Origin of the sequence: Rhodococcus sp. APC 3903, assembly GCF_030407755.1 — a bacterium.
Classification (GTDB): domain Bacteria; phylum Actinomycetota; class Actinomycetes; order Mycobacteriales; family Mycobacteriaceae; genus Rhodococcus_F; species Rhodococcus_F erythropolis.
This window is the reverse complement of sequence record NZ_JASDCV010000043.1, coordinates 1-25408: the sequence shown is the minus strand read 5'-3', so window position 1 is coordinate 25408 and position 25408 is coordinate 1. Positions and strand designations below refer to the sequence as shown.

Genomic DNA, 25408 nt, shown 5'->3' with positions numbered 1-25408 from the left:
CCACCCCATCCACCCCCTCAACGTGCGAGAACTGTGGGCCGCAGAACAACTCCCCACCACCGAACTCATCGCAGCGCATTCCCCGCACGAGGACGGTCACTGGGAAGTCCTCAACACTGCCCTGGAGCTGATCACCGACGGCCTCGACCACTGCAACGGACTCGAGACCTCCGGGATCGAAGCAGTCACATCAGCATTCACCGCCGTCATCACCGCACAGGACGCTGCCACCGCCCGCGCAACGATCACTGCGGCCGTCGAACACTGGATTCATCCCACATGCACCAACGCATCATCAGCTTCCACACAGTTGGGGGCAGCATCATGACAACCACACGACATCGCTCGCCGCTGATCGAATCCATGATCAGCACCGCCTCCACCGCGCTCCTGAAAGAAGTAGGCATCACCTTCCCCACCGACGCCGAGATGGCCGAGGTACGCCAACTCGCCGAATCGATCGTCCGGGACACCGTCGACGCACTCGCCGGACCTCGCGAGTTGTCGGTCGGGTTACGCGACAACCTCATCGACGTGGCAGATCTCGTTGCCTCCGATCCGGAAACTGCGTCGGTCGATCAGATTCACGAAGTCGCGGTTGCGCTGCGCGGGCTTCTGGATCTGCACATCCCCGTTCGAACGAATCATTCGTGATTGCGCTCGGTCTCGCTGTCGCGTTGGGGTGTGCCGGTGTTGTGGGAGCGGTGTTTTCGCTTCGCCCCACACGTTCCTGACATTCGAATAGACAGATCCGCACATCGGGGGCCAGCGCCCGTCACAGACCGCCAGCGGCAACTGCTCTCGATAAACACCCGGACTGACCCGAACACCGCCGAAAAGAGAGGCCCCGCCACCACCCAGCCTGACATCCGAAAAACCTTGACACACAACTCCATAGACGCAGTCCAGAAACGACGAAACCCCCTTACGGGGGTTCGCCACACACTGAGCCAAATCAACAGCAAAGCCATGCCCGGCTCGCTGTCACTGATGAAGCCGAAGTAACCGCTCCGCCTTCTGTACTGCACTACTTCTTCACTCACATGAAGGGATTTACCTGTGACAGGTACATCTCAGGGTAACGCACACCCTGAACCAGCTTCAACACTTCCACACAACACAATCCTCGACGGCTCACCATCAACGCGCCACACCCCAGTCTCCGACGACGAATGGGCCCACGCCGTACAACAAGCCACCCAAAACGTCACCCGCATCGAAACACTCAACCGTGCAAGCAACCAACACGGAAACTCATGGTCCCTCCCCATCCCCGACGGCACCTACAGCCGTACCCCCACCTGGACCAGCCGCACACACTGGCAACACCAAGTCCGCACACTCCTCAACTCCCCCACCGGCACGAAACTCTGCACAAACCACACCATCAGCACCGAAGCCGTCTTCGCCGTCGCCGTCATCCACGCCTCCCTCGCCGAAAGCGCAACCGGACGCTCAGTGACCGCCTCACGCGAGACCATCGCCCGCCGTGCAGGAGTGAGCACCTCCACCGTCAAACGCGCCCGACGAGTCCTCACAGCCCTCGGCGTCGCAGTAGAACTCGTCCGCGGCCGCTACCTCAGCCGCCTCGAAGCCATGGCCGCAGAATCACACCACGGCTACCGCCAATTCCGTGCAGCCTCCACCTGGACGCTCACCACACCCCGACCCGTAGCAACAACCGTCACCCCTCCGTCCAAGAAGCCCAGAAAACCCTCCCGAGCCACACTGCGCACCGCCGCACACCGCTTCAGAACCACAACACGGAACCATCCACAATCCGGCCACCGTGACCCCCTATCCCCCTCCGGGGGATTTGCACTTAAAGCTCTTGCTTTCAAAATCTCACCAACGCGCGCACAAGCACACGCGGGCAAGACAACACACCAACCAACAACGACACCCCGACCCATCCACCTCCAACGCGCAGCAGCCGAACTCATCGCCCACGCACCAGCACTGAAACCCGCCGGCCACATCGGAACAATCTGCGACACCCTCCAACAATCCGGAATCGACACCACCCGATGGACCGGCCGCGACATCGCACACCAACTCACCACAGACACCCAACTACGAGGCTGGACATGGCCCAACCACATCCCACGACCAGGCGCTTTCCTGCGTTGGCGAATGACCCAACTAGATTGGACCGTCAGCTCGCCGACGGAACGAAGGCTCGAGCACGATCGCCTTCGGCGCTCGGAACAAGCCAAACGACGCGCAGAATTCCGCAAGCGCGATGCGAGCAGAGCGACGGAAACAACTCGAATCGAAATCGTTCGAAACTTCCAAGCAACTCAGACCCCTTTCCGTCGAGTACTCACAACGACCACGCGCTCGATCTCTCATGGTGGGCACACGAACTGAGCGGCGATGTTCGCGAATCGTCTTGCTACCTCGCGCTCTTTCTGGCTCCTGCACCTCGACGGTGAACCTGTCGGAGGTCTCTGACAGGCTCGTACCCAAGGTCGAATTCACGGGGGAAGTAGGCGGGGGATGGAAAACTTGGAGCAGTGGGCCGAAAAGCGTGGGCCTTTGATTGCCATCGCAGAGGCAGGCGAACTCGTACGTTCGCATCTGGCCTCGAGCTCGAAAATGAGGGTGGTCATCACCGGAGAGTGCCGCGAACTGAAGTCATTAAAGTCCGGTTGGACCATGGAACTCGCAGTCCCCGTTGACCGAGCCGTAGTCAGCATCCCTGTTCAGTTCGACCGCGCAACGACAGACGCAGTTGGCCAGTACCTATACCGTCACACACAGCGAAACTTTCTCCAGCACTTCACCGTAGGAGCCGGAGTAACCATCGCCGGCGACCTCACCTACCATCCCGCAACTCACAGACTGGTCTTGCAGGCACGGCAAGCGCAACCCGAGAAAACAATTCAAGGCCCAGTGAGTGCCGCGCGAGAAGCTGCACCTCACCGCCCTGCAGCAGCTGACCCATCGCGGCGACATTCCCAAGGGTTCATGGCCCGAGAAGCTTGAACGTGTCACAGTCCTGTCTCCCGACAAGTCCAAAGCAGTCACCGACATTCAAGCGGTCATCGAAAACAAGGGCAAAGGAACCATCCAACTCCCAAAGTTCACGCATGTACCCGTCTCGATGAACCGCCACACTGTTGCAGAAAAACTCGTCAAGGCCCTCACAGCTATAGACCAAGGAAGCGCCACCTCATCCTAATCACTCGCGGCGGAGGCCACTGGACCGATCTCTGGTCATTCAACGATCCGGATCTCGCTCGCGCCATACACCAATGCCCAGTACCGGTCATGGTTGCGATCGGACACGCCGCCGATCACACAAGCAACGCGGAACGTCTTGCAGTAGATCGCTTCCCGACTCCAACAGCTTTCGGACACGAACTCGTCCGCAAGCTGTACGCAAGGAACGGGGCGCGAAAGCCACGCGCCGCAACAGTGCCTGCGCCCGCCTCACCAACCGCAAGCGCACAAACACAACTCGACGCGCAGCGTGAACGCTGCCGCGAACTCGAACAAATGAACGCGGTGAACTCCTCACACGCGAAGGAATGGCGCGGCGCCTTCCTCAACGAACTACACGCCAGCGGCACCGCCCGAGTAAAGAATCACTGGGCAACGGCCGCGCTCATCGCAACGCTGGCCGGCGCTATAGCCGCCATGATCGCCACGGCCAAGTCCGAGGACCTGACTGCACCCACCGTCATCCTCGTCGCAGCAGCAGTCATCACGGCCCTTTGTTGGCGGCACAGAAGACAGGCAGACGCCCCGCCGCGACCCACTCGAACACGCGTAGTGCCTGTTGACGCCATCGAATGGATCAACGCAGCAAGGAAAGCTCGCACTCCGCGACGACACAGAGCTGTCTGGGCGCAGGTCCCTGCCACTCTCACGAACCCGTGAAACCACCCACTTCGACAACCCGCGCGAGCAACGGCACACATGGATGGTTCAGGCTGTGGCCTTGTCCTTGCCGAGCTGCGAGACCCGCGAGGGGGTGATGCCCAGCATGACGCCGATCTCGCGGACAGACAGACCGCGCTGCCGCAGGTCGTGGACGACTGCACGCGACTGGCGCGAGGCTTCGTCGACCGCTCGCTGAGCGGCTGCGTTGAGTTGCTTGACTTCCTCGATCTCGCGGCGTGCGGCCGGATCGAAGTCGTAGTCGAGGGTGACCTCGAACTCGGCTGCAGGAATGTCGGTGAGCAACTCTCCTGCGTCTGCGACCATCGCCGGAATTTGATCGAGACGCCGGGCCTGGGTAAACAGCCCGTCGACCTCGGGAACGTCCACCGACCACCAGTCGCCGGATCGGACTGCGTGCGCTGTGACCTTCATTTCTTCCCCTTCCGCGCCTCGGTCATCCCGAGCTGCTTGCGAATTGCCTTGACGGTCAACTAGGGAATTTCCGAGTGCCGGGCGACAACGGTGCGCCGTCCACCGACCACCACTTAGGTGTGATTTCCGCCCTCGGTCTCATCGATCCCGAGCCCCGCCTCCTTGGCGAATGCTCGTATCTCTTTGAGAAGTTCCGTTTGCTTCGTCATAAGAATATGTGTACCCCCCTACACGATTCAAGTAAAGGGGGGTGCACACTTTTGTTTCTGCAGTTCGGAGGTAAGTTTCACGCAGTCATCGGCGCGCATATTCCGCAGCAACTCGACAATAGGTGTCATCACCAGGCGAGGTTGACCCGACCGGCCGGATTGAGTGCCCAGCATTCACTGGAGAGCACCCAATCCAGCGGGATCGCGCGGTCGCATAGTGGATTTTCGCCGCACCTGCGACCTTTGGCCTAGTCAATTCGTACTAGCGCAACCTTCGGGAGCATTTCCCCTCCACTCGAACGTGATCGAGGTCATCTTGTCGCAAATGTTCGGTTACTGTTTTTTGCGATACCGTCAGTTACATCAAGTTGGTACCATCGAAAGAAATGCCGCTTCGAGCGGCCACTTGCCGAGAGGCGCAAGACGGGCACCGACCCTGTGAAGCCGCTGGACACCCTTTTCGGTGCCGGCGGCTTCGTCATGTCTACAGGGGGTTACCGGCAATCCTCTTCATGGACGACGAAGAGGACCCCGCCTAGTGGTGAGATCCTCTTCGCCTTCAGGAGCAACTTTCAGATGTTGTGGTTCCGTCGAACTTGGGTGCGAGCGGCCAGGATGACCGCCAAGAAGCCGCATACGAGAGCGATCACCAGCGCACGAAGACCTGCAATCCAGGGTGAGTGGTCACTTTGACTCCCTACGCCTACGGCTAGGAATACAGCGATCACAAATACCAGGCTGGCAGCAGTTTTGTTCATTGCGGTGAATGTTTCTCGTATCCAAATCATTGCTGTAGCTGCTCCTCATCAATTGCGTGTGGAAACACTATACGCATTTTGCGCTTTGAAGTTGGCCGCCGAAATTAAAGGCCAGTTCCAACTCGTTTCCACAGATTCCGTTGGTCGCGACTCGGTTCGCGGCAATTGCGACGGCCGGACCTGCGATAATGCCAGCAGCGGGATTGGCGGCGGCTATAACGCCGACCAAGAATGCGCCTGAACCTACGGCGAGATCACTCTGATCCTGGCGATTGAAATAGACGTAGATGTTCCAGCCCACTCCTACGCGAAGGCGGGGAGCGATTGTCCCTGGCTCGACGGGTGCCGGTTCCGTCGTGTCGACTCGCACCCGCCCCTGGTCGTAACTCTTGAGCAGTTCACCATTCTCAATGGTGACAGAGGGCTGAATACCAGCATCTTCCATAGATTTTTGCAGGTCGCGCAGTTCGTCGATAGTGGGCTCGCCGGCTTGCTGGCTGACGGGAGCAGCCTGCGCTGGGGTGGCGGTGGCGACAGCGCCGCCACCGACCGCGATCAGTCCGATCGTCATGGCAGTGGTGATGACACGAGTGAGCTTCATATGTTGATAACCCTTCAGGTACTCAGTTCGCCGTTGAATGAGCAGGATTGTTTCCAGGATCGTCAAATTTGATCACGCCGAATATGCATATTCGATCTAAGACAAGAGCGTATTGAGCCAGGAACGTGTTCATGGGTTCGAACCACGAAACTGTGTCACACCCGGTTTTTGCGTCCTCAACAGCGAGCTGGGCGAGCAGTTCATATAATCGTCAGTTGCGCATTAAACGACTTGAGTAATCACCCCCGATAAAAAGATTTTGGTTAACGTCCTTCGACGGTCACACAAACAAACCGACCGCGCAATCTTTTTTCCTTTGGTAACGATGTTGAGGACCAAAGTCCCGTTTAGGTGCGCCAAAGTTGGTTGGGCCAGACCCGAAAGCTAAGGAAGGTAAGACCGAACAACGCCGAGGAGTGGCGGCTGCGGCATCGCTCGCTGAGGTCCCATGCGACTCGTTCATACTTAGGAAGGAGCCAAAGCAGAAGAGCCGTTGATCCTGAATTGGACAGCACGTCAGATCTTGTTCCGGCACTGCTGATCGAGCCGAAACGATCCGTTCTCGAATGCGGTGATGCTCCGGATCAGTGTCGTCCGAGTAGGTCGACTTCGTCGGCGGTCTTGTCGATGCGCATTGCTTTGAATGCTGGGTGCCTGAGTCCGCCGCCGGTGTACTCGCGGTACTCGACGTCGCACACTAAAAGCGGTCTGACCAGCGGCGTCAGGCCCGGCGATTGTGATCGCAGCTTTGAGTCCGGCGAAGTTTCACCCCTTTGATGCAGAGGTGGAAGCGATCGCGTTCTCGGAATTCGCGACCGTGAAATACGGGATGAACGGCGCACCTGGGAGCACCAGCGGTCCGTGGATCTCGTCGGATAGCACCCGGATGCCGGCGTCTCGTGCTACTCGCGCAAGCGACTCCAATTCAGATCGGGTGTGCACCGTGCCAGTGGGGTTGTGAGGGGTGCACAATTGAACGACGCACCAACGACCCGATGCCTGCACTCGTGCGATGGTGTTGCCGATGGAGTTGATATCCAGCCGTCCAGTCGGGGTGAGCGGTGCCTCGACGATCATGCGGTCGGCATGCGAAATGTATGAGAAGAACGGTGCATAGACCGGTGTGGTGACGATGACTGAGTCACCAGGTTCGGTGCTGGCGCGAAGCACCTCGATGATCCCGGCCATCACGTCGGGCAGCACCCGGGTATGCGTGATCGGGAGATCCGGCGAATCCCACCGCGTTGAGGCGAAACCTGCAACGGCCTCGGCATACCCGTGCCTCGACGCGTACCCCGTGTCCCCGATATCGACGGCGTGGTGCAGTGCGTTCGTCACCGCAGGTGCCAACGGTACGTCCATCTCCGCGACCCATAGGGAAAGTACGTCCGAACTGTGAGCGCTCCACTTCTGGCTCGTACGACGCCGCAACTGATCCAAAGACAGCTGCTCCAAGGGGTTCCAGTGTCTATTCTGCATTCAGGTCCTCCAGGTAGCGAACTCGCGAAAGACGATCAACGAGGCACCAAAAGGGTTGGAGGAGTTTAATTCGCATCCGCCGATCGACTGTCTTCGGAGCTGATTTGACGGCATGCGAACTGCAAATCTGTCCCTAGTCTGGTGAGATTGCCGACCAGATCATCAGCAGCAGTCTTCAGCGCGTCATCAGTGACCGGGTCGAGTACGTCCAAGATGAACAACGCTGATGTGGTGTCACCGCTGAGTTGAGTCCGTTGCGCCTGACGCCAATTCCAACGTCGGCAGGTCACCCCGATGTCATCGAGCCAGATCACTTCACCCGGGGCAGGATGCTCAGTTTCCGCCTCGCCGCCGACACTGGTTTCGAAGCACTCCTCGCCGCCGGCACGGGCGAGCCGTGGCGCGCCGACATATCGAGTGAGATCTTCACCCCCCACTGGGCTCTGATGAATGACCGACACAGCGTTGTAGATGTCGGTGAGCCGATTGACCCGAGGAAGCCCCGATGCGGCACGACGCAACAAGGCCTCGACGCTGTTGCGCGTGCGCTGCGGTTTGGCTCCGAACGCCCGGTATGCCTCTCGCCAGGCCGCTACATGCGGCAACTGCTCCACCGTCTGATCCCGGAGTGCATCGCGAGCTCGGATCTCCGCAGTTTCCAGCAAGACTTCACTCCCCTGGTCGCTTGGACCCGGCATCAAGCCCTCCACTGCCAGCAACATGACACGGCAGTCGGGCTGCAGGGCGAAAACATCGGCCTCCACACGAGCTTTCGAAAGGAATTCTTCGAGAGTGTTGTGCTGCAGCGGCATTGGCTTCCTTTCACTCTTCATAATTCGGTCTCGGCGGGGGCCTGTCCCCAGACCGAGGGATTGGACTGATTATTTCGGTACAGGTGGCGCGGCACGATGCCGAGGCCTACCCGGGTCCCGCCGGCCGAAGAATGTTCAACCGTTGTCGAGACCTGCGTCGATCATCGCTGCGGCCGCCTCCCGTTCGGAGGGTGTGCCTTGCTCCAATCCCCGAATCACGCCGGAGCGATCTTCAGGGGAGCGATTCTGGTTCATCTTCGCCTTGCCGTAGACGCGATCGATCTGCAGTTCGAGCCCCACGATCCCTCGAAGTTGCGCATCGATGAACTCTTTCGGTGCGTCGGCGACCGTCCACTGCTTCTCCCTACCCGACTCGTGCTGGGTGGTCAGCGCCGTGACATGCTCGCGCAGCCACTGCTCGTCGTCATGTGCCACCAATTGCCCGTATATATAGAGGGTTTCGTAGTTCCACGTCGGGACGACCTTCCCGTGTACACGCTTGCTCGGGTAGTACGCCGGCGACACATAAGCATCAGTGCGAGGAAGGACGATGACGGACTCACCCTGCGCCGCATACCGCCAATGCGGATTCGCACGGGCGACATGGCCTTCGACCGAGTGATTCTCGGCGTTGTACCGCAACGGCATCGACGTCGTTTCTAAGGATTCTGGGCCGGGAGTGATCAGGTGGCCAAAACCGCCGACGCGCAATGAAGAATCGATCGCGTCATCTGAGAGTCGAAATTTTCCGGGCAAGATCATGAAAACTCCTTATCGTTGCTGGTCGCGGAGACTATGGCCCGCGAGATATGTGATACCCAGACGATCCGCCGCACCGACGTGATCAACCAAGCGCCTGCGCTTGTCACGTGACAATCAAAACACGGGTTTCCTTTTTTGTCACGTGCCAATAGGATGACCGGGTGATCAACTCTGTGGGGGACCAGGTGAAGCTCTATCTCGTCCGCGGGACCGCGGGCGAGATTTCCGAGGGCATCCGCAATCTCATCAGCGCCGGGGTACTGGCTCCTGGGGACGCGTTGCCGCCCATACGGGCCCTGGCCGACGATCTCGAGGTTCACCGGAACACAGTTGCCGGAGCCTACCGCTTGCTCGTGGCGGCGGGAGTTGTGGAGACACAGGGCCGGCGCGGCAGCTTCGTGCGAGCCATACCGTTCCTGGAAGGAGAAGGCGGTATCACTCTTCCTGGCAGTGTGGATCTCGCCAGCGGAAATCCTGATCCTGCATTGCTGCCTGATCTCAGAGCCGCGTTGGACCGGACTACTTACACGCCTCGGTTGTACGGAGCCGCAGCCGCCGAGCCTCTACTCGATTCCTGGGCACGTTCCTCCATCGAGGACCAGGTTCGGCGGCCGTACTCGATCACCATCACCAACGGTGCCGTTGACGCGGTCGAGCGACTGTTGACCGCTCATTTGACCCGAGGTGACGCTGTCGCAATCGAAGATCCGTGCTTCCTGGCGAGCATCGGAACGCTCAAAGCCAACAGCTTCCGAGCCGTACCGATGGACATCGACACTTCGGGTATCACCCCGCAAGGGTTGCTGCGTGCTCTCGAAAGTGGTGTGCGCGCGATTATTTGCACCCCTCGTGCGCACAACCCCACCGGGGTCAGCATGAGCGCCGACCGAGCGGCAACTCTCGGAAATATCCTGGCCGAGTTCCCACACGTTCTGGTAATCGAGGACGATCACTTCTCTGCCGTGTCCAGCAATCGGTACAACCGGCTCGCCCCGATGAGCACGATGCGGTGGGCGCTTGTTCGTTCCGTGTCGAAATTTCTCGGGCCCGACCTGCGCGTGGCAGTGGTCGCCTCGGACCTCGACACCGGCATTCGGCTGAGCACGCATCTCCGCTCGGGCGCCAACTGGGTCAGTCACCTGCAGCAGCGCTTGAGTGCCGAACTGCTGAGTGATCCGACGGTGATCGACGGCCTCGCCGATGCTCGCGCTGTCTACGAGCGGCGCCGGACCATTCTGAAAGCTGCACTGTCAGAACATGATATCGAGGCTCCTGACACCCTCGACGGACTCAACGTCTGGGTTCCGTTGGATCGGGATTCCGAACCTGTCGTCGATCGGCTCGCCGGCCGCGGCTGGCTCGTGCGGGACGGAAGCCAGTTCTCGACAACACCGAGTCGGCGGCACAACGCCATCCGTGTAACGACTTCCACCATCACCTTCGAGCAAGCAACTCAGTTCTCAAACACACTCGATGCCATCCTGAACGGCTAATTATCCGGCGTTCTTCGTGGCGGGGTGGACGGAAACCGACTGGGACGGTGCGCGCCGGCCGCGTGACAAATGCATGGCCGAAAAACCGTTTGCGACACAGGGGTCGGGCCGCACAAAGCCCTGTCCGAGAATGCGATCCGAAGAATCTTTGGACGAAAACGGTCCGACCTATGACAGCATTCGCCCATGAAGTCCAGATGCGTTGCAGCGCAGTATATGCGGACTCCAACACGACACAATACAAGTTATCGGCAATGAGTTTTCGCACTTGGATCGCAAACTCGAAGTACTATCTGGCATTTTGAACGCGGAAATTGGATATTATTTCATTGCTGCGGCGATTCTGAGTGGTCAGTTCGGCCGCGCAAGGCCTGCCCTCCGGCTGTGCAATCGCCGGGGGTGGGCCTCTCCAAACGCTCACGCTGCCGCGTTGAACCGTAGGCACTATGGACGCGCTGGCGACGCGCCTGCCTGATACTTAAGTACCGTATGCAACCACCAATCGTGGTTCGGCCCCATGCTCGAGAAGTAGTATCCCTCGTGCACGTTCGCCTTTGCCGGCTCGGCGTGCGCGGCCCGCCTAGGTGTTACTGACGAACACTGTGGGCGGGCCATCCGGAGTATGAAGAACTCCGTCCACGCGCACTGGAATCGGCGGCCCTCCCAAGTCTCCGGCAGTTCGGCGTCGAATCTCGTCGAGAATCTGCTTGTTCGACAATTGCTGCAGCGACTTCCGTGTGGGCGACAACGGCACGTTCTCGTCTTCAGTCATGAACCCGGCGGCGATCAACACTTCCTGCACCGGCGCATCGAACAACGCTGCGACGCGCCGCAGTACCTGCGGCGTTGGGGACCGAGCGATCGTTGTCCACTGACGCATCTGGGATGGATACACACCGAGCGCCCGAGCTGCTTCCTCTGGACTTTCATGGCCGCGGGCCACGATCTGGTCTCGAACCCAAGCTGCGAATCCTGAAGCCATGGGCGTTATTTTCCCACGGAATTTCTGAATGTTCGCGCAGCGAAACAGTTCGAGAGTTTCGCGCTCGGATCAGTTATCCCCATGTGCTGTGCATGAATTAAGGATAGTTCAACACTCAAGTATCTGTGACTCCGCGAAGACTGGTATCGGAACCCTCTGATCCGTAGATTCTTCTCGGCGGCATCGCTCGAACCCCCAAACTTCGAGTATGGCGTAGCCCTGCCGACGCAATCCCCCAGACAGCGGCAGGGCACCACAAACGGTGCGCCGCTTCCGCCTCGGTTCTCGGCGCGCCTCGGGGCCGCCAGCGTGCTGATCACACACTCGCTGGTGGCCCTTTTAGCAACACCCCTGGATCTCGAAAATGCCCGACGAGATTGAGGTTTGGCCCTTTCCTGGCGCGGTAGCCAGCTACTGCGGCAGCTCGATGTCGGTAACCCGGTCAGCCACACGGCCCAGTCCGACGAGTTGCCAGCGCTCGCTTCGACTGCGCCGACTAAGATCTTCCACGGGTCGGGGCCCGGACAGCGAGAGTTGTATTAGCTGATGAAGAACGGTGCATACTGCACGCAATGCCGACGCTGCAGCAGTGTGGTTTACGACGGCCCATGGATCTCGCCGGCCGAACGGCTGAGACTGCAGCAAGATCACCGAAGTTCCTGCCCTGCGGATGTCATTCCGATCCGAGAGTCGCTATCGACGTCGTCTCGGGTTGCCACTGCGAACTCACGCATCTCGCGGCCCGCCTAACTGCGACAGAGGGCGAAGTCGGAGATAAAAAGACCCCGAGGTTACGATACGGCTACCGTTGCAGGTATGGTCGGATTGTAAACGTATAGCGATGCTGTTGTTCGTTTACCAGCCCTGACGGTCCCCTATCTTGTGTGGCCGTCAGGGTTGCCCACTTACGGAATGAAAAAGCCCGGGTCTAGTTACTCTCGGCAACTATCTGCGACCGGAAACCTGCAGAACCTAACGGGCCTCGAAACGGAGATGTCGTGAAACGAAAAGCACTGCTCCTCATAACCGGAGCTCTCGTCATCGCCTTCGTGAACCGATCACTCGGTTCGGTGGCAACGACTCAGCCCTTCGGCGTACCTCTCGGGCACCGCCTCGTCCGCTGAAGACCCAACAGAGCCCACCCACCGCTGCTGCGGGGCCAACCAACTCGGCCCAGTTTATTCGGCCAATCACGCCGTATGAAACACCAAAAGACGCCCCCACCGAATCCCGGTAGGGGCGCCCCTTTTTTACAGAACGGCGAAGCCGCTTTGTGTGAAGATAGTGGTGCCGAACTGGCTGATTCCGTTGTACTGAACCTTCACCCCGTCCCCGGCGGTCAACGGGTAGCCGACTGCAGTTCCGCCGCGAACGTCATAACCCCCGATATCGGAACTGTTATTCACCGCATCGCCATTCACGACAATCCGGATTGCAGACCTACCGTCCGAGCGACAGTTCACATTGGCCGTGAGGATGGCGCGCGGATGACTCTTCTAAACCACGGAGCAAGTGCCATCCATGACGGTGCCAGGATTAGGCGTAAACACGAGGTCGGACCATCCCACGGGCGGAGTCTGATCAACTTCGGTGCCGCCGATAGCCACGAGCTGATCCTCCGCTGAGATTCGCCGTACTGGCGTACTACCTGATCGCCAATGCGTCCGCATAGACGTTGCCGCCGCCCCGCCCCCCGCCGCTCGCACTCGTGTAGTGCCGGCGCTCGGCGGAATCGGATGCGTCGCGCTGGCAGCATTCTTGCCGACCGCATCCGTCGCCATCGACAATCGACATCGGTGTACTCACGATCGGTACGCTCATCTACGCCGCACGCCGGAGGACCACGAAATCTGTTCGGTGAGATCAGTTCTCAGGCCACGACGGGCCGAGCACTTCACGTGCCAATTCCGCCAAAGACGCACGGCCCTCGACCAGCGCTGCCTCACCAGCCGGGGTGGCGGGTACACACGACGCGAACGACCTTCGGAGAAAACAAATTCGGATTCGAGAAGTCCGTCGACTTCGAGACGGTGCAATGTCGGATACAAGGTACCGGGCTGATCTTGTAGCCGTGATGCGCGAGCTCTTCCGACATTCAGGCCCCGTAAATCGGTTCCTGCGCAGCGTGATGAAGGATGTGAAGCCGCACAGCGGCCCGCTGAAGTTCTTTCATCACCCCACCCTTCGGATATCGATATCGGACCCCGATAGTACTAGCTCAAACCTTAGGCCCGATTCCGGACAGATCTCGCAATCGCGGGACAGTTACGACGTGACTGAGTGCCAATTGTCTTGGAAAGGGCCATCTATACGAGAAGCATTCGGGCGAAGTGCACCTTCACGTTTGAACGTCACTGTCTCACTTGGCTTGACACATAGCGGGGTAGTAGCCCGTGAATCCAAGCAGCCCACCGAGCGATTCCGCTGCCTTGTACTCCGACATCAGTCCGGGATCGCGCGCGAGGGTGGCCGCGATACACGCTACTGCCATTTTCGGTGGAGTTTTGCGAGCGAGCAACGTGCTGCGCAGGAACTCTCGGCGGACAGTGGTCGCAGACTCGGCCTGCTTGTTCAGCTCGCGGACTCGTCGCCGTTCCTGCTTGTCCTTCACTTCCCGCTCGCGCACTGCCCGAACCGCCTCGACATGGCCGTTTCCCCTGCCATCTGCAGGCCAGCGATAGCGACACCTAGCCCGAACTCAAACTGCCCGGTCGAGTCCGGGGTCGTGAGAAAAGTGAGTACGGTAGATAGGTGAGGAAAGTCGCCTTCCTCAATAGCCGTTTCCAGCGGCGTTGGATCCGGCGCATCTTGCACAGCTTGCTCTTCCAATGTGTGCCCGGTAGTGAATCGGATAATCATCATGGCTGCATCTGCCGAATCACTTTCACTAAAGCCGGCCTCGATCAGTATCCCGATGAACATATCGGCATATCCGAGCGTATTCGGCCCGATTGCATGGGTGCCTGCATAGACTCGAGCCCCGTCGCGGTGAGCGAGTAGACCGATACGCATACGTCGCGCAAGCTCTTGCACCTTCTCTGGCCACTCCCCTCGCGGAACAGGATCCACGCACCCCTCCAGCATCCGCTCTGCCATCGCCGCGAGAAGCGACTGCTTCGTGGGGAAGTATCGGTAGAGCGCGCCCACTTGCGCGTCCATCGCGTGCGCGACACGACGCATCGTCAACCCGTCGAGTCCGTGTTCATCCAGGAGGCGCAGCGCAGCATCGACCGTTGCCGCGGCGGAGAGGCGAGGGGTCCGCCCACGGTTTGCAGTTTTGGCCATTGACTGTTTCTTCATGAGGACTCATTATAGTGAACATCGTTCACGTGAACGATGTTCACTAATTGGAGGTAGATAGATGCTTGATGTCGCCGTCATCGGAGCCGGACCTACAGGACTGATGCTCGCGAGCGAGCTCGCCTTGGCTGGGGTGGACGTAGAGGTCTATGAGCGCCGGAGAGAACCGCAAAAACAATCACGCGCCTTGACCCTGCACCCTCGCAGCATCGAAATCATGGACCTTCGCGGATACGCGGATCGCTTCCTCGACAACCGAACTACCTTTCCCAGCTGGCATTTCGCCGGATTGGACACCCGGCTGGACTTCTCCGGATTCAGCTCACGCCACCCGTATACGCTTTCAATCCCTCAATCCGAAACGGAAACGCTACTGTCGGAGCGTGTGTCTCAGTTGGGCGTACCAGTCCATCGCGACCGCGAAGTGACACGGCTGCACGACGGTCGCGAGAGTATGGAGGTGGTTTTCGCGGACCGCGCCCAGACGAGTGTCCATGCCCGATACGTCGTTGGATGCGACGGTAGTCGTAGTGTCGTGCGCAAGAGCGCATCAATCACATTTGATGGCACAGACGAGACGTTCACCGGCATCCTCGGCGACTTTGCATCAGTCGATTCGAACTCCATCGCGCATGCGCGTAGCCACGGGGTTTTGGTCGTACCGCTCGAAAACGGTTTGACTCGGTTCGTCCTATCGGCGCCAGACCGAATGCGCGTCTCGTCATCCGAACCCGTGACTGTCGAAGAAGTCCGCCAAGCATTGATTTCTTTGTGCGGGAACGATTGCGGGGTCGCGGACGCACATTGGCTCTCACGCTTTGGAAACGCAACCCGTCTCGCAGGCCAATACCGGTCCGGGCGGGTGTTCCTGGCTGGAGACGCGGCGCACATTCATTTCCCCGCCGCAGGACAAGGCCTGAATGCCGGACTCCAGGATGCTTTCAACCTCGGATGGAAACTAGCCGCCGAAATCCATGGACGGGCACAAACAGGCCTTCTTGACACGTATCAGCACGAGCGCCGTCAGGTCGGCCAAATGTTGACCGACAACACCCAAGTGCAGACCCTACTTCTCGAATTGGCCTTGATACCTCAATATGCACCTCCCCTCGCCGCACTACGCTCCCTATTTGATCGAATGCTCAATAGTCGTGAGATCAATCATCAACTCGCAGGAGAGATCTCCGGCCTGAGTACCACTTACACCGACCCCGACGGCGACCCTCTGGTCGGGCGACGAGTAATCGACTTAGCGCTTAGCACCCCCGATGGGTCCGTTACCCGAGTGGCCGATCTGATGCACAGCGGAAGATTTCTGCTACTGGACTTCACAGGAGCTCAGTCCGACGAGTGTGCCGACCACGTCACGACCCCAGTCCTCACAGATTTCGAACGGCACCCCGAATACGAAGCCGTACACGAGATCCTCATCCGCCCTGATGGGCACATCGCATGGGTAGGGCGCGCCGCGGATCCGATCATGCGACGGAGGGAGCGACGGAGAGCCCTGTCCGACTGGATCGGGCAATGCAGAACGGAAAGTGAGTCCTGACCACCTCACATGAAACTCGCCACCGCCACGGATCTTCTTCATCGACCGAAGGAACCGACACGATGAGCAATCCGCCCACCGCCTCCACCCTGATCGCCACCAACCTCCGCAAGTCCTTCCACATCGGCAGGCGCCAACCGGCGATCACCGCCGCGGACGACGTCTCCTTCACCATCGGCCACGGGGAATCCCTGGGGTTGGTCGGCAAGTCAGGGTCGGGCACCCGCATCGTCGCCGGACTCGAGCGCTCTGTCTAAAGTAACTCGTAGACATTGTGTTCGGACGAAACTCTGCGGTATGCAATTGCGCTGCGCGAAGGACCTCGACGAGGTGCGCTTTCACGCTGCGCACCGGAAAAGGTGATTGCCGAGCCGGTCACACTTCTCGCACTTTCCGCCGTCCAAAGCCTGTACCCGCTATTGCTCGGGTACTCGCAAGGACCGTCACAGTGTGTGAGCGTCTCGGCAACCACCGCTTCAGGAAGGCGTGGACCGCCCCGTATCCACAGGCTTTATAACCCTGTAAACCCGGCCCCCTGCGCCGTCAGAGCTGGCCGCGACAACCATCGCGTTCGCCCGCCTACGGAGAGGAGCGTTGAGTGGCTCGAGCGCAGGCAACGGAATCGACACGAAGCTCTCCACCCCGACCGCCGGGCCTCGGAAGCCAGACCCGGCCACCGCTCACTCGCAGCCTTGCGGTCCGCCCCCGCGATATGCTCACTCTCCGCGGCCTCGATACACGGCCCCCCAAGGATGTTGTCAAGTTGTTTGGTGTGCAACTATTTTCGGGCGCAGCACGCCACCAGACCGAGCGGTGTTCAGGCAGTGGGGGCCTGCTCGGTGACCTGATCCCACACCTGAAATCGAGCGGCGATTTCGGTGCGATGATCGGTGGCAGTCATACAGCACCTCGGTGGGCGGCAGTGCGGGGAAATCCGACTGAACGAGGACAGAAACCTCTGCGTTGAACCGACGGAGCGGAATCCTTTCGTCGCGCGTTCACGTTGCCGGGTCGGTTGACGGGAGTTCTCGCACCGATTATTCAAGTACTTGTTTTGCCGGTGCTCAGTTGTTGACATCGTCTTCCGGTGCGCGACCTGGTAACTGGGGAGTTGTCGGTGACCAGCACCCGCGGCGGGTGGCCTTGTTTCTCCAGTAGTTTCCTGGAGAAACAAGGCCTCAGCCTTGCCGTCCCGCTTGTCCTGGATCAATATGTCGAGGACGTTGCCGTGCTGATCGACTGCCCGCCACAAGTACTTTCGGACTCCGCAGATCTTGACGAACATTTCGTCGAGGTGCCACTTGTCGTCAGGTCGGGGTGCTCTCCCCCGCAGCCTGGCGGGCGAACTCGGGCCCGAACCGGGCACACCAGGCGCGGACTGTCTCGTACGACACCGCTATTCAACGGGCGGCCACGAGCAACTCGATCTCTCGGAACGAGAGAGTGCACCAGTGATACAGCCATACGCAGCGGGAGATAATCTGGCGCGGGAATCGGTAGCCCTTGTACGTCGACGACACCACCACATCATCCCAGATCAGGCGATCTCAACAACTTGACAGTGCCTCTGAGAGCCTATCCAGAACAGAGCAAGGGAGCGAAATAGATTGCTGGGCAGACAGTCCGACCACTCAGCACATTCGACCGTGGCGTTCTCACCGCTTTTTCGCGAAGAGGGCCAGTAGATCGAAAATCGCTCCGGCAGCTGCCAACGCAGTAAGTTGCGCGTGGTCGTAGGCGGGCGAAACCTCGACGACATCTGCTCCGATAATCGGCAATCCTGCAAGCCCGTGCAGGAGCAGCTGAAGCTCGCGAGTAGTCAGGCCACCCGGTTCCGGAGTTCCAGTTGCGGGAGCGCATGCGGGGTCGAGAACATCGATGTCGATACTGACGTACACGGGCAAGTCAGCGACCCTTTCGCGGACCCGCCCAATGGCTTCGTCGATACCACGGCGAGCGATTTCCAGTGTTGTTACCGTCGAAAAACCCAGGCGCCGATCGTCTTCTAAGTCACTGGCAGCGGGAAGTGAGTTTCGAATGCCGATGTGGGCGCAATGCCCGAGGGCGAGGAGGCCTTCCTCTGATGCGCGCCGAAATGGTGTGCCGTGCACAATTTGGGCTCCGAACATGCTGTCCCAGGTGTCAAAGTGAGCATCAAAGTGAATCAACGCGATCGGGCCGTGGTGCGCGTGGGCGGCGCGCAGCAGGGGCAACGCAATGGTGTGGTCACCGCCGAGTGCAATGATGTTATCGGCCTTGTCGTACAAGCCCCGCGCTGCGCTTTCAATTTGGCCAATGGCCTCCGCTATGTCGAACGGGGTGACGCCGACATCGCCCGCATCTGCCACTTGCAGTTCAGTCCATGGCTCGATATCGAGTCCAAGATGATAGGGCCGCAACAGTTTTGAACCGGCCCTGATTGACTCGGGACCGAAGCGTGCACCGGGGCGATAGGTGGTCCCTGTGTCGAACGGGATGCCCAGCAATGCGATGTCAGCACGGCCAACTTCATCCAGGCGCGGCAAACGGGCAAATGTCGCGGGACCGGCAAACCGTGGGAGCTGCAAAAGTGCATCTGGCGGCCCGATGATGCCGGCGCGATGTTCCGCTCGTTCGCTGGCGGTAGTCTCGTCACGCAAAATGATCCGTCTCCTTCGGTGATGCCCATTGACAGCTGCGATTTAGCTGTGCCCTGGGTTGAATACTCCAATCATAGAAATAGATTCGATCGCCCCCATCGGTCAAACGCCCAATGCAACATCACATTCTTTGGCATTATGGCCAATGCAAGCCAATCTGAATCTCGGCATCGTATGGGCCGTGCTCGTCATCCAACTCCATTGCGCGGTGAACTCAAGGTCTGCATGTGCGCGGTCGGGAGGCGTTGGATGCCAGCAACCTCAATTGACGCAATATCGGCCAGACGCGATCCATTACGAACCTAGGGAACAGACATGAAACTCGTAGCAGGGGAAAATTACGCACAATCCGAGAGCACGACATCTCTTGGGTTTGATGTTCTTGCTTCTGCCCTCGACGCCGAGCGCCGGAGACTATCGATCCCTGGCGCCGTGGTACACCTCAGCACGCCTGAACTAGGTTCGTGGACGCAGTCATTCGGCGTCGCTGATATCGAAACAAGTACGCCGATGACCAACGACAGCATAATGCGGGTCGGCAGCGTGACCAAGATGATCGTGGCTACGATCGCCCTTCAGCTTGTCGAGGCCGGCAGCTTTCATCTCGACGACACAGTCCACTCGATTCTCCCCGAGCTTTCGATAGATCCAGCGGTCACGGTGAAACAGCTCCTCAACATGACATCTGGTCTTCCCGATTACACTTCCGACGAATTCGTCGACGCTCTACTGGCAGCGCCATCGCGAGTGTGGACCCCAGAAGGGCTACTCGAAGTTGCCTTTGAGAGTGAACAGCATTTCGCGGCTGGCACGGCCTTCGAATACTGCAACACCAATTACATAATTCTCGGAGTATTGATCGAGCATCTCACAGGCACCGACATCGCAGATATCGCGCAGACGACCATCTTTGGTCCTCTCGGAATGAACAGCACTGCGCTCCCGCCGCTAACCGATAAGGCAACGAGGCTGGGTAGCGCCGACCTGCGTGGGTACCATCGGCACAACGACGAGTTTATCGATGCAACTGACGTGAATCCGTCGTGGGCGTGGACCGCTGGCAACGCCGTGTCGACAGCTGACGATCTGAGTGTATTCGTGGGCGCGTTAGTGCGGGGCGATCTGCTGACTGCAAGTCTCCAGCGTGAACGCCTGCGATCTGTGCCCGTAATCGACAACGTCCGCTATGGCCTTGGGATCGCGGACTTCGATGGGATGTGGGGCCATAATGGCGAGCTACCTGGATTTCAGTCGTTTGCAGGGCACGATCCGACTACAAGCACGACCCTGGTGGTTCTCACGAACGTCGACGACAAGTCAGCGGATCAGCTGGCAACTTTCCTGCGTTCGCAACTTGATTCGCCGCACTGAGATTCTCATTCTGGCAGACCGGGCCTTCCGACAATGAGCGCTTATTTCTGCAAAACTAATACAGCGCATGGATGGTGCGCTCGGGACCGCACCATCACCATCCACCACGATCCGTCGATAACACGGGCCGAAATCGATTGAGGAATCGACAGTCTCGAATCATGGATCGTCAATTGTGAAGGCCTTAGAGCAGCAGCTCGATCTCCAGGGGCTTTCTACGCACGCGAGCAGATGTTCGGGACCTGAAACAATCCCGTCGACGGCCACACGGTGCGCACTCCGTTCCTCGGAAAGTTCTTTCCGTCTGTCCTGACAGCCATCAGGCGTCCAGCCTCAAGCAGGTCAAAAAACTTGGCTGTACGGGTACGGTCCACTGAGCACTGAGCCGTACCGGGTTTTTGCCGCTTTCCGAGGATGCTGTGCAACCGGGCGAGTATTGAACCAGTTGACCCACCCCATCGTTACAAACTCGATGTCGTCGATTGTCATGATCGGCACGTCAGGAACGGACTTCGCGTGGAGAAGGCCGCGGACTGAATAGGCCGATCGCCGGCTCCGCCAACGCGTTGTCGCGCGCGTCTCCAGTACTGCCGATCGCAGCGACAATTGATGTGCATTGACTGCCTGCATCGCTGTGATGAATCAACCCGTCGGCCACGGCATGTCCGCTGAAGTTCCGGCGCCATAACGCCATATTCAGCTCGGTCGTGGCCATTGCCGTGTCTTAAACGGGCTACGTATGCCTGTCCCTTTATCGGGCTACGTATGCCAGTCGACGATCACTCGGGAGAAGCAGCAGATCACGAACGCAACGTACACAAATCTCGCCCAGGTACGACAGTAAGAGACGTCGGTAGCCCACTGATGGTTCGGCGCCTGGGCAGTTAAAGTTCCGATCGGTCCGGGTCCGGACAGGCCCTCGACGAACATGAGTCAATCGAGGGTGCAAGTTGCGACCTGGTGACCACTGCGTCGCAGATGGGCGGTCATCTTGCGGCGCCCGTAGAGCCCTTCCGCTGTGTCGACGGTGTGCAGTAGTGCGTCCGTCAGGTGCGTACCGGTCACGACCGCTCCGACAGCGGAGAGGTTCTCCAGTTCAGGTTCTTGCGTGGGGCGACCTGCATTCCCGGTGCGGTGAGCACTCGCCAGATCGACTCGACCCTGCACTTCCGTGTACGCATCTGATCGATTGACGGGCAGATCAATGGCGGAGAGTCGATTTCCCTCGCGAAGAAAAAGGGTGCAGCCTTTAGGATTTCGTTGGCTTCCTCGAAATCTCGTGCCTCTCGCAGGAGGACCTTGATCCGCTGCTGCTCATCGGATGTGGTTCCGGGCAGCTACACGGTGTCGCTCTGGGGGCCGGCTTGGCCAACTCCGGAGCGATTCCGGGCCGATACCGAGTCTTCGGCCCGATGGTCTGACCGGCAGCGTAGAGCGACCGGTACCCGTAGGTGGTCGAAGGACCATCTTCGCCGCTCGCTCACGCTGCTCGGCCGAGTAGCGCTTGAGCATGATCTGCATCCCTGGCAAGAAACGAAGCGGCATCCAGCCCGGGACGGTTCACACTGGTTCTTTCTGCTTCTAGACCCACGGTTCTGCTTCTAGACTCACGGTTACGAAACGCGCTCACGGTGAACGAATGAAGCGAGCACATCGAGAACATCGGCTCGCGGCGCAATCTTCCGCAGCTAACCGAGGCCTCGACTTGACCACACTTAGTTATCGGATATCACTGTCGGCGCAGTAACCGATGCATAGATCATCGAACAAGGACGTGTTGCCGCGTCAAATGATGCCAAGCCTCCTGTAGCACCAACACCACTGAGCCCCCAAGGCTCGCAGGTCATGCCAACTCCCCCGCTCTGCCATTCATTGATCCAGACTATGGCAGCGTTGATCCGGGCACAGAGCGCCACGTTTTCCTGGCTTTTCGAATACACCGTGCACGCCAACCCGAAACCTGTTCCGTTCGCGAGGGTGATGGCTTCCTCGAACGAATCAACAACGGTAATGGGGGCAACAGGCCCGAATGTTTCTTCGTTCATGATGCGCATGTCCGAAGTGGCGTCGGTAAGGACTGTCGCTGGGTAGAAGTACCCCGGCCGGTCCGGTAACTGCCCACCCGCCAACACCTTCGCTCCATGCGCTACCGCATCGAGCACATGAGTGTGGACGATTTCTCGCTGCGCGTGGTCCACCAGTGGCCCTAGCCCGTTTCCCGTTGGTTCGTCGATCATCGCGAAAGCCTCGGTTTCGGCGACGAGAGCGTCGATGAAGTCCTTTGCAATTGCCCTGTGAACGTAGATGCGTTCGGACGAGGTGCAGATCTGTCCGCTGTTGATGAACGTAGACATCGCCACTGCTTTTGCAGTGGCCACGACGTCTATGTCGCTGTCGACGATCACTGGGTCGTTTCCACCCAACTCCAGGATCGATCGTTGTAGCCGCTTGGCAGCCGCGACGCCAACCGATCTGCCTGCTTCGACTGATCCTGTGAAATGCACCAATGCGACCGCCTCATGCTCGACCAACGGTCGACCTGCTCGCGCATCTCCGTGGAGAAGGTTGACTGTCCCCGGAGGTACATCAAACAATTCGACAAGTCTCGCCGCAGACAAGGGTGCTTTCTCCGACGGTTTGATCACGACCGTATTGCCGGCTGCGAGGAGCGGGCCGATGCTCGCGAGAATTGATGTCACGGAGAAGTTCCACGGGATGATGAGAGCCACGACGCCCAGTGGTCGCCGTGTAACGATGGTTCGATCAGGTTCACCGAAGGCAGTGACATCGGCAACGAATGGGTACTTTCTGGCCTGCTCCACGCTCGATCGCAGTGCACTGATTCCGCTGGTGACGAACTGTTCGGCGATAGGGATCGGCTTACCCATCTCGTCGCTCTCGAGTTCCGCGAGCTCGCGGATGTGTCCGTCGATGACATCCGCTGTGCGGCTCAGATACTGAAGTCGTTCTTCGAGATCGAGTGCGGCCCAACCTTCCTGCGCATATCGCGCCGACTTGACTACGGCGTCAGCATCGGCCGCCGAACCAGCCGGCATACGTGCGATCACGTGTTCGGTAAAGGGATTGACGACGTCAAAGACTGTGGAGTCCAACGGCTCAGCCGCCTTACCGTCGATCACGTTATGCAGATACTTCATGGGAGAGTTCCTAAGGTCGCAGGATGTGAAGTCAGCTCAGCTTGTTGGCCATGTGCTCGCCCGCCATGACGCATGTCAGATGTGTGTTAGCTCGCGGTACGAAAGGGAAAATGGACGCGTCCACGACGTGCAACCCTTGCAAACCCAGAACTCTGCATTCTGGATCGACAACTGTGCCTTCATCATCCGGATTTCCCATAGGACATGTGCTGCTGGCGTGTTGGGTATCGACGGCATGGTCTCGCAGATAGCTGCGCAGGCCGCTCTCAGGTCCGTCAAGGGCAACACGCAGAGCGCGATTGACCCGCCACAGGTCGCCGTCGGTTATCTTTCGGAAGGTGTCGTGTTCCACCATTTCACCGAGAGACCGTATCGCTGTGAGCAAGCGCTCTAAATCTCGGTCGTCCGAGAGCATGTTCAGCTCCACCCTGGGTTGTCGAGTCGGGTCACTACTCTGGAGCCGCAAGCGGCCACGGGAGTAGGTCCTGTTCACGAAAACGCCCACGGCGCCCGCTCCCGCCCTGACATCGGCCGATGCCATCGCGAGTGCGTTTTGGTTCAAGGAGACCATCATCATGTCGTTTCCGTCGGCGACCAAGCCGCTCGCGTAACGCACACAGCAGTTGCTGTGCCTGTCATTAGGACCTGCAGACGCAGCGGCAGTCAGGGGCAGACCGATAAGAGCCATCGGATGATCTTGAAGGGACCGGCCGACCGGCAAGTCGACGCGGACATCGATACCGAGTTCCTCAAGGTCGACGGCAGGTCCGATGCCCGATCGCATCAGAATCGAGGGCGATGCAGTGGCGCCGGCACTGAGCACGATTCGATCCCCGCGGTAGGTGCGACCGTTGTCCAGTTGCACACCAATCGCCCGAGTGCCCTCAAAGAGGATTTTGTCCACCAAACTGCCGCCACAGATAGTGAGCAGGGAGTTCTGGCGAAGCGGCTCCAGATACGCATCGTTGCAGGAGATTCGGCGGTGATCACGGGAATTGATCGGATAGGGAGAAACCCCAGTTGCGCCCGGCGCGTTGACATCCGGCGCCCACCCGTAGCCCGAGTCGACCGCCACTTCACGGAGCGCGTTGTCCACTGAACCCCACGCCGATGTCGGAGCCCGATAGATCGGGATCGGCCCTGTCCGCCCGTGATAGTCGTCGTCACCGAATTCGGAATCCGACTCGAGAGCGACGAAAGACGCCATCACTTCGGTCGACGACCATCCCGAACAACCCAGCCTGACCCATTCGTCAAAATCCTCGACCGGAGGCCTAATTGCTATCTGCCCGTTGATGGTTGAGCTTCCACCCACCCCCTTACCCCGCCAGTAGAGGCTGGGTTCTTGGGATGCGGTGCGACTGGCCAGGTGGTCCGCCCAAAGGAAGTCCGCGACGTTTGCACCCACGATTGCTGCCGCAGGATTGGGTGATCTCCATTCTTCTGGGAGCTCGGATGAAGAGTAGTTCCTACCTGCTTCGAGTAACAGGGCCTTCTGTCCCCGTTCGGCCAGACGGGCTCCCAGCGCAGCGCCGGAGGAGCCTGCACCGACGACGATGACGTCGTAGCACGGTTGCGTTGTCATCAATTCTCATCTTTCACTCAACTGAGTTGTTCACACCGCCATCTGGCTTCGCAAGACCGTTGAGCGGACGGGCGGCCGTGAGAGAAGCACTCTGGCGAAGGACGATTCCTACCACCTGGTGGAGCCAGCAACTCCGCAGTGTGGATGGTGGCTTCGGTGAGAGCAGCAGGATTAGTTCGACACCTGCCCGGCCCTCTGGGATGGATACCGTTCCGTCCTTCATTACGACCGGATCGGTGATGTCCTGCTCACGAGCGGATTGGGATCCCCGGGGTCAGAGTCGACAGCGACGGAGAAAGCGCCATCGACGGCGAAGTCCCGTTGCCCTTTGGTCCCCCCTGATCCACTGCACGCCGCGAGTGCCGGCCCGGCCAGCACAAGCGCCGC

At 59.4% G+C, this 25408-nt stretch carries 25 protein-coding genes and 2 pseudogenes; 10 read left to right on the top strand and 17 right to left on the bottom strand.

What is annotated here, in order from left to right:
* The 5 genes and pseudogenes from QMA15_RS31045 to QMA15_RS31025 form a co-directional block, all read left to right on the top strand.
* Positions 1-328 (top strand): annotated as a pseudogene (locus QMA15_RS31045) (hypothetical protein); the annotation flags it as partial.
* Complete coding sequence (locus QMA15_RS31040) at positions 325-654, top strand: hypothetical protein (RefSeq protein ID WP_290288617.1); 330 nt, start codon at positions 325-327, stop codon at positions 652-654. The pseudogene QMA15_RS31045 and the gene QMA15_RS31040, both read left to right, overlap by 4 nt.
* A gap of 405 nt (positions 655-1059) precedes the next feature.
* Positions 1060-2370, top strand: coding sequence for a hypothetical protein (locus tag QMA15_RS31035; protein WP_290288615.1), 1311 nt, complete (start codon positions 1060-1062; stop codon positions 2368-2370).
* Between the two features lie 529 nt (positions 2371-2899).
* The gene (locus QMA15_RS31030; RefSeq protein ID WP_290288613.1) at positions 2900-3184 is read left to right on the top strand and encodes a hypothetical protein; all 285 of its coding nucleotides are present in this window, start codon (positions 2900-2902) and stop codon (positions 3182-3184) included.
* The gene (locus QMA15_RS31025; RefSeq protein WP_356702966.1) at positions 3178-3885 is read left to right on the top strand and encodes an exodeoxyribonuclease VII large subunit; all 708 of its coding nucleotides are present in this window, start codon (positions 3178-3180) and stop codon (positions 3883-3885) included. The genes QMA15_RS31030 and QMA15_RS31025 overlap by 7 nt, the downstream gene beginning before the upstream one ends.
* 48 nt (positions 3886-3933) lie before the next feature.
* Here the strand turns inward: QMA15_RS31025 and QMA15_RS31020 are convergent, their stop codons facing one another.
* The 6 genes from QMA15_RS31020 to QMA15_RS30995 form a co-directional block, all read right to left on the bottom strand.
* On the bottom strand, positions 3934-4320 hold the full coding sequence (locus QMA15_RS31020) for a hypothetical protein (protein ID WP_042921978.1): 387 nt from the start codon (positions 4318-4320) through the stop codon (positions 3934-3936).
* Positions 4321-5354: 1034 nt separating this feature from the next.
* The gene (locus QMA15_RS31015; protein ID WP_290288609.1) at positions 5355-5954 is read right to left on the bottom strand and encodes a hypothetical protein; all 600 of its coding nucleotides are present in this window, start codon (positions 5952-5954) and stop codon (positions 5355-5357) included.
* A 518-nt stretch (positions 5955-6472) separates the two neighbouring features.
* Positions 6473-6730, bottom strand: coding sequence for a hypothetical protein (locus QMA15_RS32915; RefSeq protein ID WP_356702961.1), 258 nt, complete (start codon positions 6728-6730; stop codon positions 6473-6475).
* Positions 6654-7367, bottom strand: coding sequence for an aminotransferase class I/II-fold pyridoxal phosphate-dependent enzyme (locus QMA15_RS31005; RefSeq protein ID WP_290288607.1), 714 nt, complete (start codon positions 7365-7367; stop codon positions 6654-6656). The genes QMA15_RS32915 and QMA15_RS31005 overlap by 77 nt, the downstream gene beginning before the upstream one ends.
* Positions 7368-7432: 65 nt before the next feature.
* Complete coding sequence (locus QMA15_RS31000) at positions 7433-8179, bottom strand: phenylalanine--tRNA ligase beta subunit-related protein (RefSeq protein WP_290288597.1); 747 nt, start codon at positions 8177-8179, stop codon at positions 7433-7435.
* Between the two features lie 135 nt (positions 8180-8314).
* Positions 8315-8941 carry an FMN-binding negative transcriptional regulator gene (locus tag QMA15_RS30995; protein WP_290288595.1) on the bottom strand — a complete coding sequence of 209 codons (627 nt, stop codon included), beginning with the start codon at positions 8939-8941 and terminating at the stop codon, positions 8315-8317.
* Positions 8942-9102: 161 nt separating this feature from the next.
* Here QMA15_RS30995 and QMA15_RS30990 point away from each other — a divergent pair, with 161 nt between their 5' ends.
* The gene (locus QMA15_RS30990; RefSeq protein WP_290288592.1) at positions 9103-10434 is read left to right on the top strand and encodes an aminotransferase class I/II-fold pyridoxal phosphate-dependent enzyme; all 1332 of its coding nucleotides are present in this window, start codon (positions 9103-9105) and stop codon (positions 10432-10434) included.
* A gap of 580 nt (positions 10435-11014) precedes the next feature.
* Here QMA15_RS30990 and QMA15_RS30985 read toward each other — a convergent pair.
* Entirely contained in the window at positions 11015-11416 is a 402-nt protein-coding gene (locus tag QMA15_RS30985) for a helix-turn-helix transcriptional regulator (RefSeq protein ID WP_290288589.1), read from the bottom strand.
* A gap of 998 nt (positions 11417-12414) precedes the next feature.
* On the opposite strand from QMA15_RS30985, the gene QMA15_RS30980 reads away from it, so the two are divergent.
* Positions 12415-12540 carry a hypothetical protein gene (locus QMA15_RS30980; RefSeq protein ID WP_260395824.1) on the top strand — a complete coding sequence of 42 codons (126 nt, stop codon included), beginning with the start codon at positions 12415-12417 and terminating at the stop codon, positions 12538-12540.
* Positions 12541-12666: 126 nt separating this feature from the next.
* Here the strand turns inward: QMA15_RS30980 and QMA15_RS30975 are convergent, their stop codons facing one another.
* From QMA15_RS30975 to QMA15_RS30955, 5 genes and pseudogenes are all read right to left on the bottom strand, one after another.
* Positions 12667-12822 carry a hypothetical protein gene (locus QMA15_RS30975; RefSeq protein ID WP_290288582.1) on the bottom strand — a complete coding sequence of 52 codons (156 nt, stop codon included), beginning with the start codon at positions 12820-12822 and terminating at the stop codon, positions 12667-12669.
* A gap of 238 nt (positions 12823-13060) precedes the next feature.
* Positions 13061-13222, bottom strand: a complete 162-nt coding sequence (locus tag QMA15_RS30970) for a hypothetical protein (protein WP_290288580.1) — start codon at positions 13220-13222, stop codon at positions 13061-13063.
* Positions 13223-13279: 57 nt separating this feature from the next.
* A pseudogene (locus tag QMA15_RS30965) lies at positions 13280-13589 on the bottom strand (PadR family transcriptional regulator).
* Positions 13590-13775: 186 nt separating this feature from the next.
* Positions 13776-14042: a hypothetical protein gene (locus tag QMA15_RS30960; protein WP_290288577.1), complete on the bottom strand. Its 267-nt coding sequence runs from the start codon at positions 14040-14042 to the stop codon at positions 13776-13778.
* Positions 14024-14716 (bottom strand): TetR/AcrR family transcriptional regulator, encoded by a 693-nt coding sequence (locus tag QMA15_RS30955; protein WP_290288574.1) that lies wholly within the window; start codon positions 14714-14716, stop codon positions 14024-14026. Before QMA15_RS30955 ends, QMA15_RS30960 begins: the two co-directional genes overlap by 19 nt.
* Before the next feature lie 61 nt (positions 14717-14777).
* On the opposite strand from QMA15_RS30955, the gene QMA15_RS30950 reads away from it, so the two are divergent.
* The gene (locus tag QMA15_RS30950; RefSeq protein WP_290288572.1) at positions 14778-16268 is read left to right on the top strand and encodes an FAD-dependent monooxygenase; all 1491 of its coding nucleotides are present in this window, start codon (positions 14778-14780) and stop codon (positions 16266-16268) included.
* A gap of 62 nt (positions 16269-16330) precedes the next feature.
* Positions 16331-16525 (top strand): hypothetical protein, encoded by a 195-nt coding sequence (locus QMA15_RS30945; RefSeq protein ID WP_290288570.1) that lies wholly within the window; start codon positions 16331-16333, stop codon positions 16523-16525.
* A 560-nt stretch (positions 16526-17085) separates the two neighbouring features.
* Here the strand turns inward: QMA15_RS30945 and QMA15_RS30940 are convergent.
* Positions 17086-17553: a DDE-type integrase/transposase/recombinase gene (locus QMA15_RS30940; protein WP_356702951.1), complete on the bottom strand. Its 468-nt coding sequence runs from the start codon at positions 17551-17553 to the stop codon at positions 17086-17088.
* A gap of 370 nt (positions 17554-17923) precedes the next feature.
* Entirely contained in the window at positions 17924-18907 is a 984-nt protein-coding gene (speB, locus tag QMA15_RS30935; protein WP_290288568.1) for an agmatinase, read from the bottom strand.
* Between the two features lie 315 nt (positions 18908-19222).
* On the opposite strand from speB, the gene QMA15_RS30930 reads away from it, so the two are divergent.
* Positions 19223-20278 carry a serine hydrolase domain-containing protein gene (locus QMA15_RS30930; protein ID WP_290288565.1) on the top strand — a complete coding sequence of 352 codons (1056 nt, stop codon included), beginning with the start codon at positions 19223-19225 and terminating at the stop codon, positions 20276-20278.
* Positions 20279-21211: 933 nt separating this feature from the next.
* On the opposite strand, the gene QMA15_RS30925 is transcribed toward QMA15_RS30930, so the two are convergent.
* The 3 genes from QMA15_RS30925 to QMA15_RS30915 all read right to left on the bottom strand — a co-directional run bounded on the left by QMA15_RS30925 (position 21212) and on the right by QMA15_RS30915 (position 25021).
* Positions 21212-21343 carry a hypothetical protein gene (locus QMA15_RS30925; RefSeq protein WP_290288563.1) on the bottom strand — a complete coding sequence of 44 codons (132 nt, stop codon included), beginning with the start codon at positions 21341-21343 and terminating at the stop codon, positions 21212-21214.
* 650 nt (positions 21344-21993) lie between these two features.
* Positions 21994-23436, bottom strand: coding sequence for an aldehyde dehydrogenase family protein (locus tag QMA15_RS30920; protein ID WP_290288561.1), 1443 nt, complete (start codon positions 23434-23436; stop codon positions 21994-21996).
* A gap of 31 nt (positions 23437-23467) precedes the next feature.
* Positions 23468-25021, bottom strand: coding sequence for a GMC oxidoreductase (locus tag QMA15_RS30915; RefSeq protein ID WP_290288559.1), 1554 nt, complete (start codon positions 25019-25021; stop codon positions 23468-23470).
* Between the last annotated feature and the right edge of the window lie 387 nt (positions 25022-25408).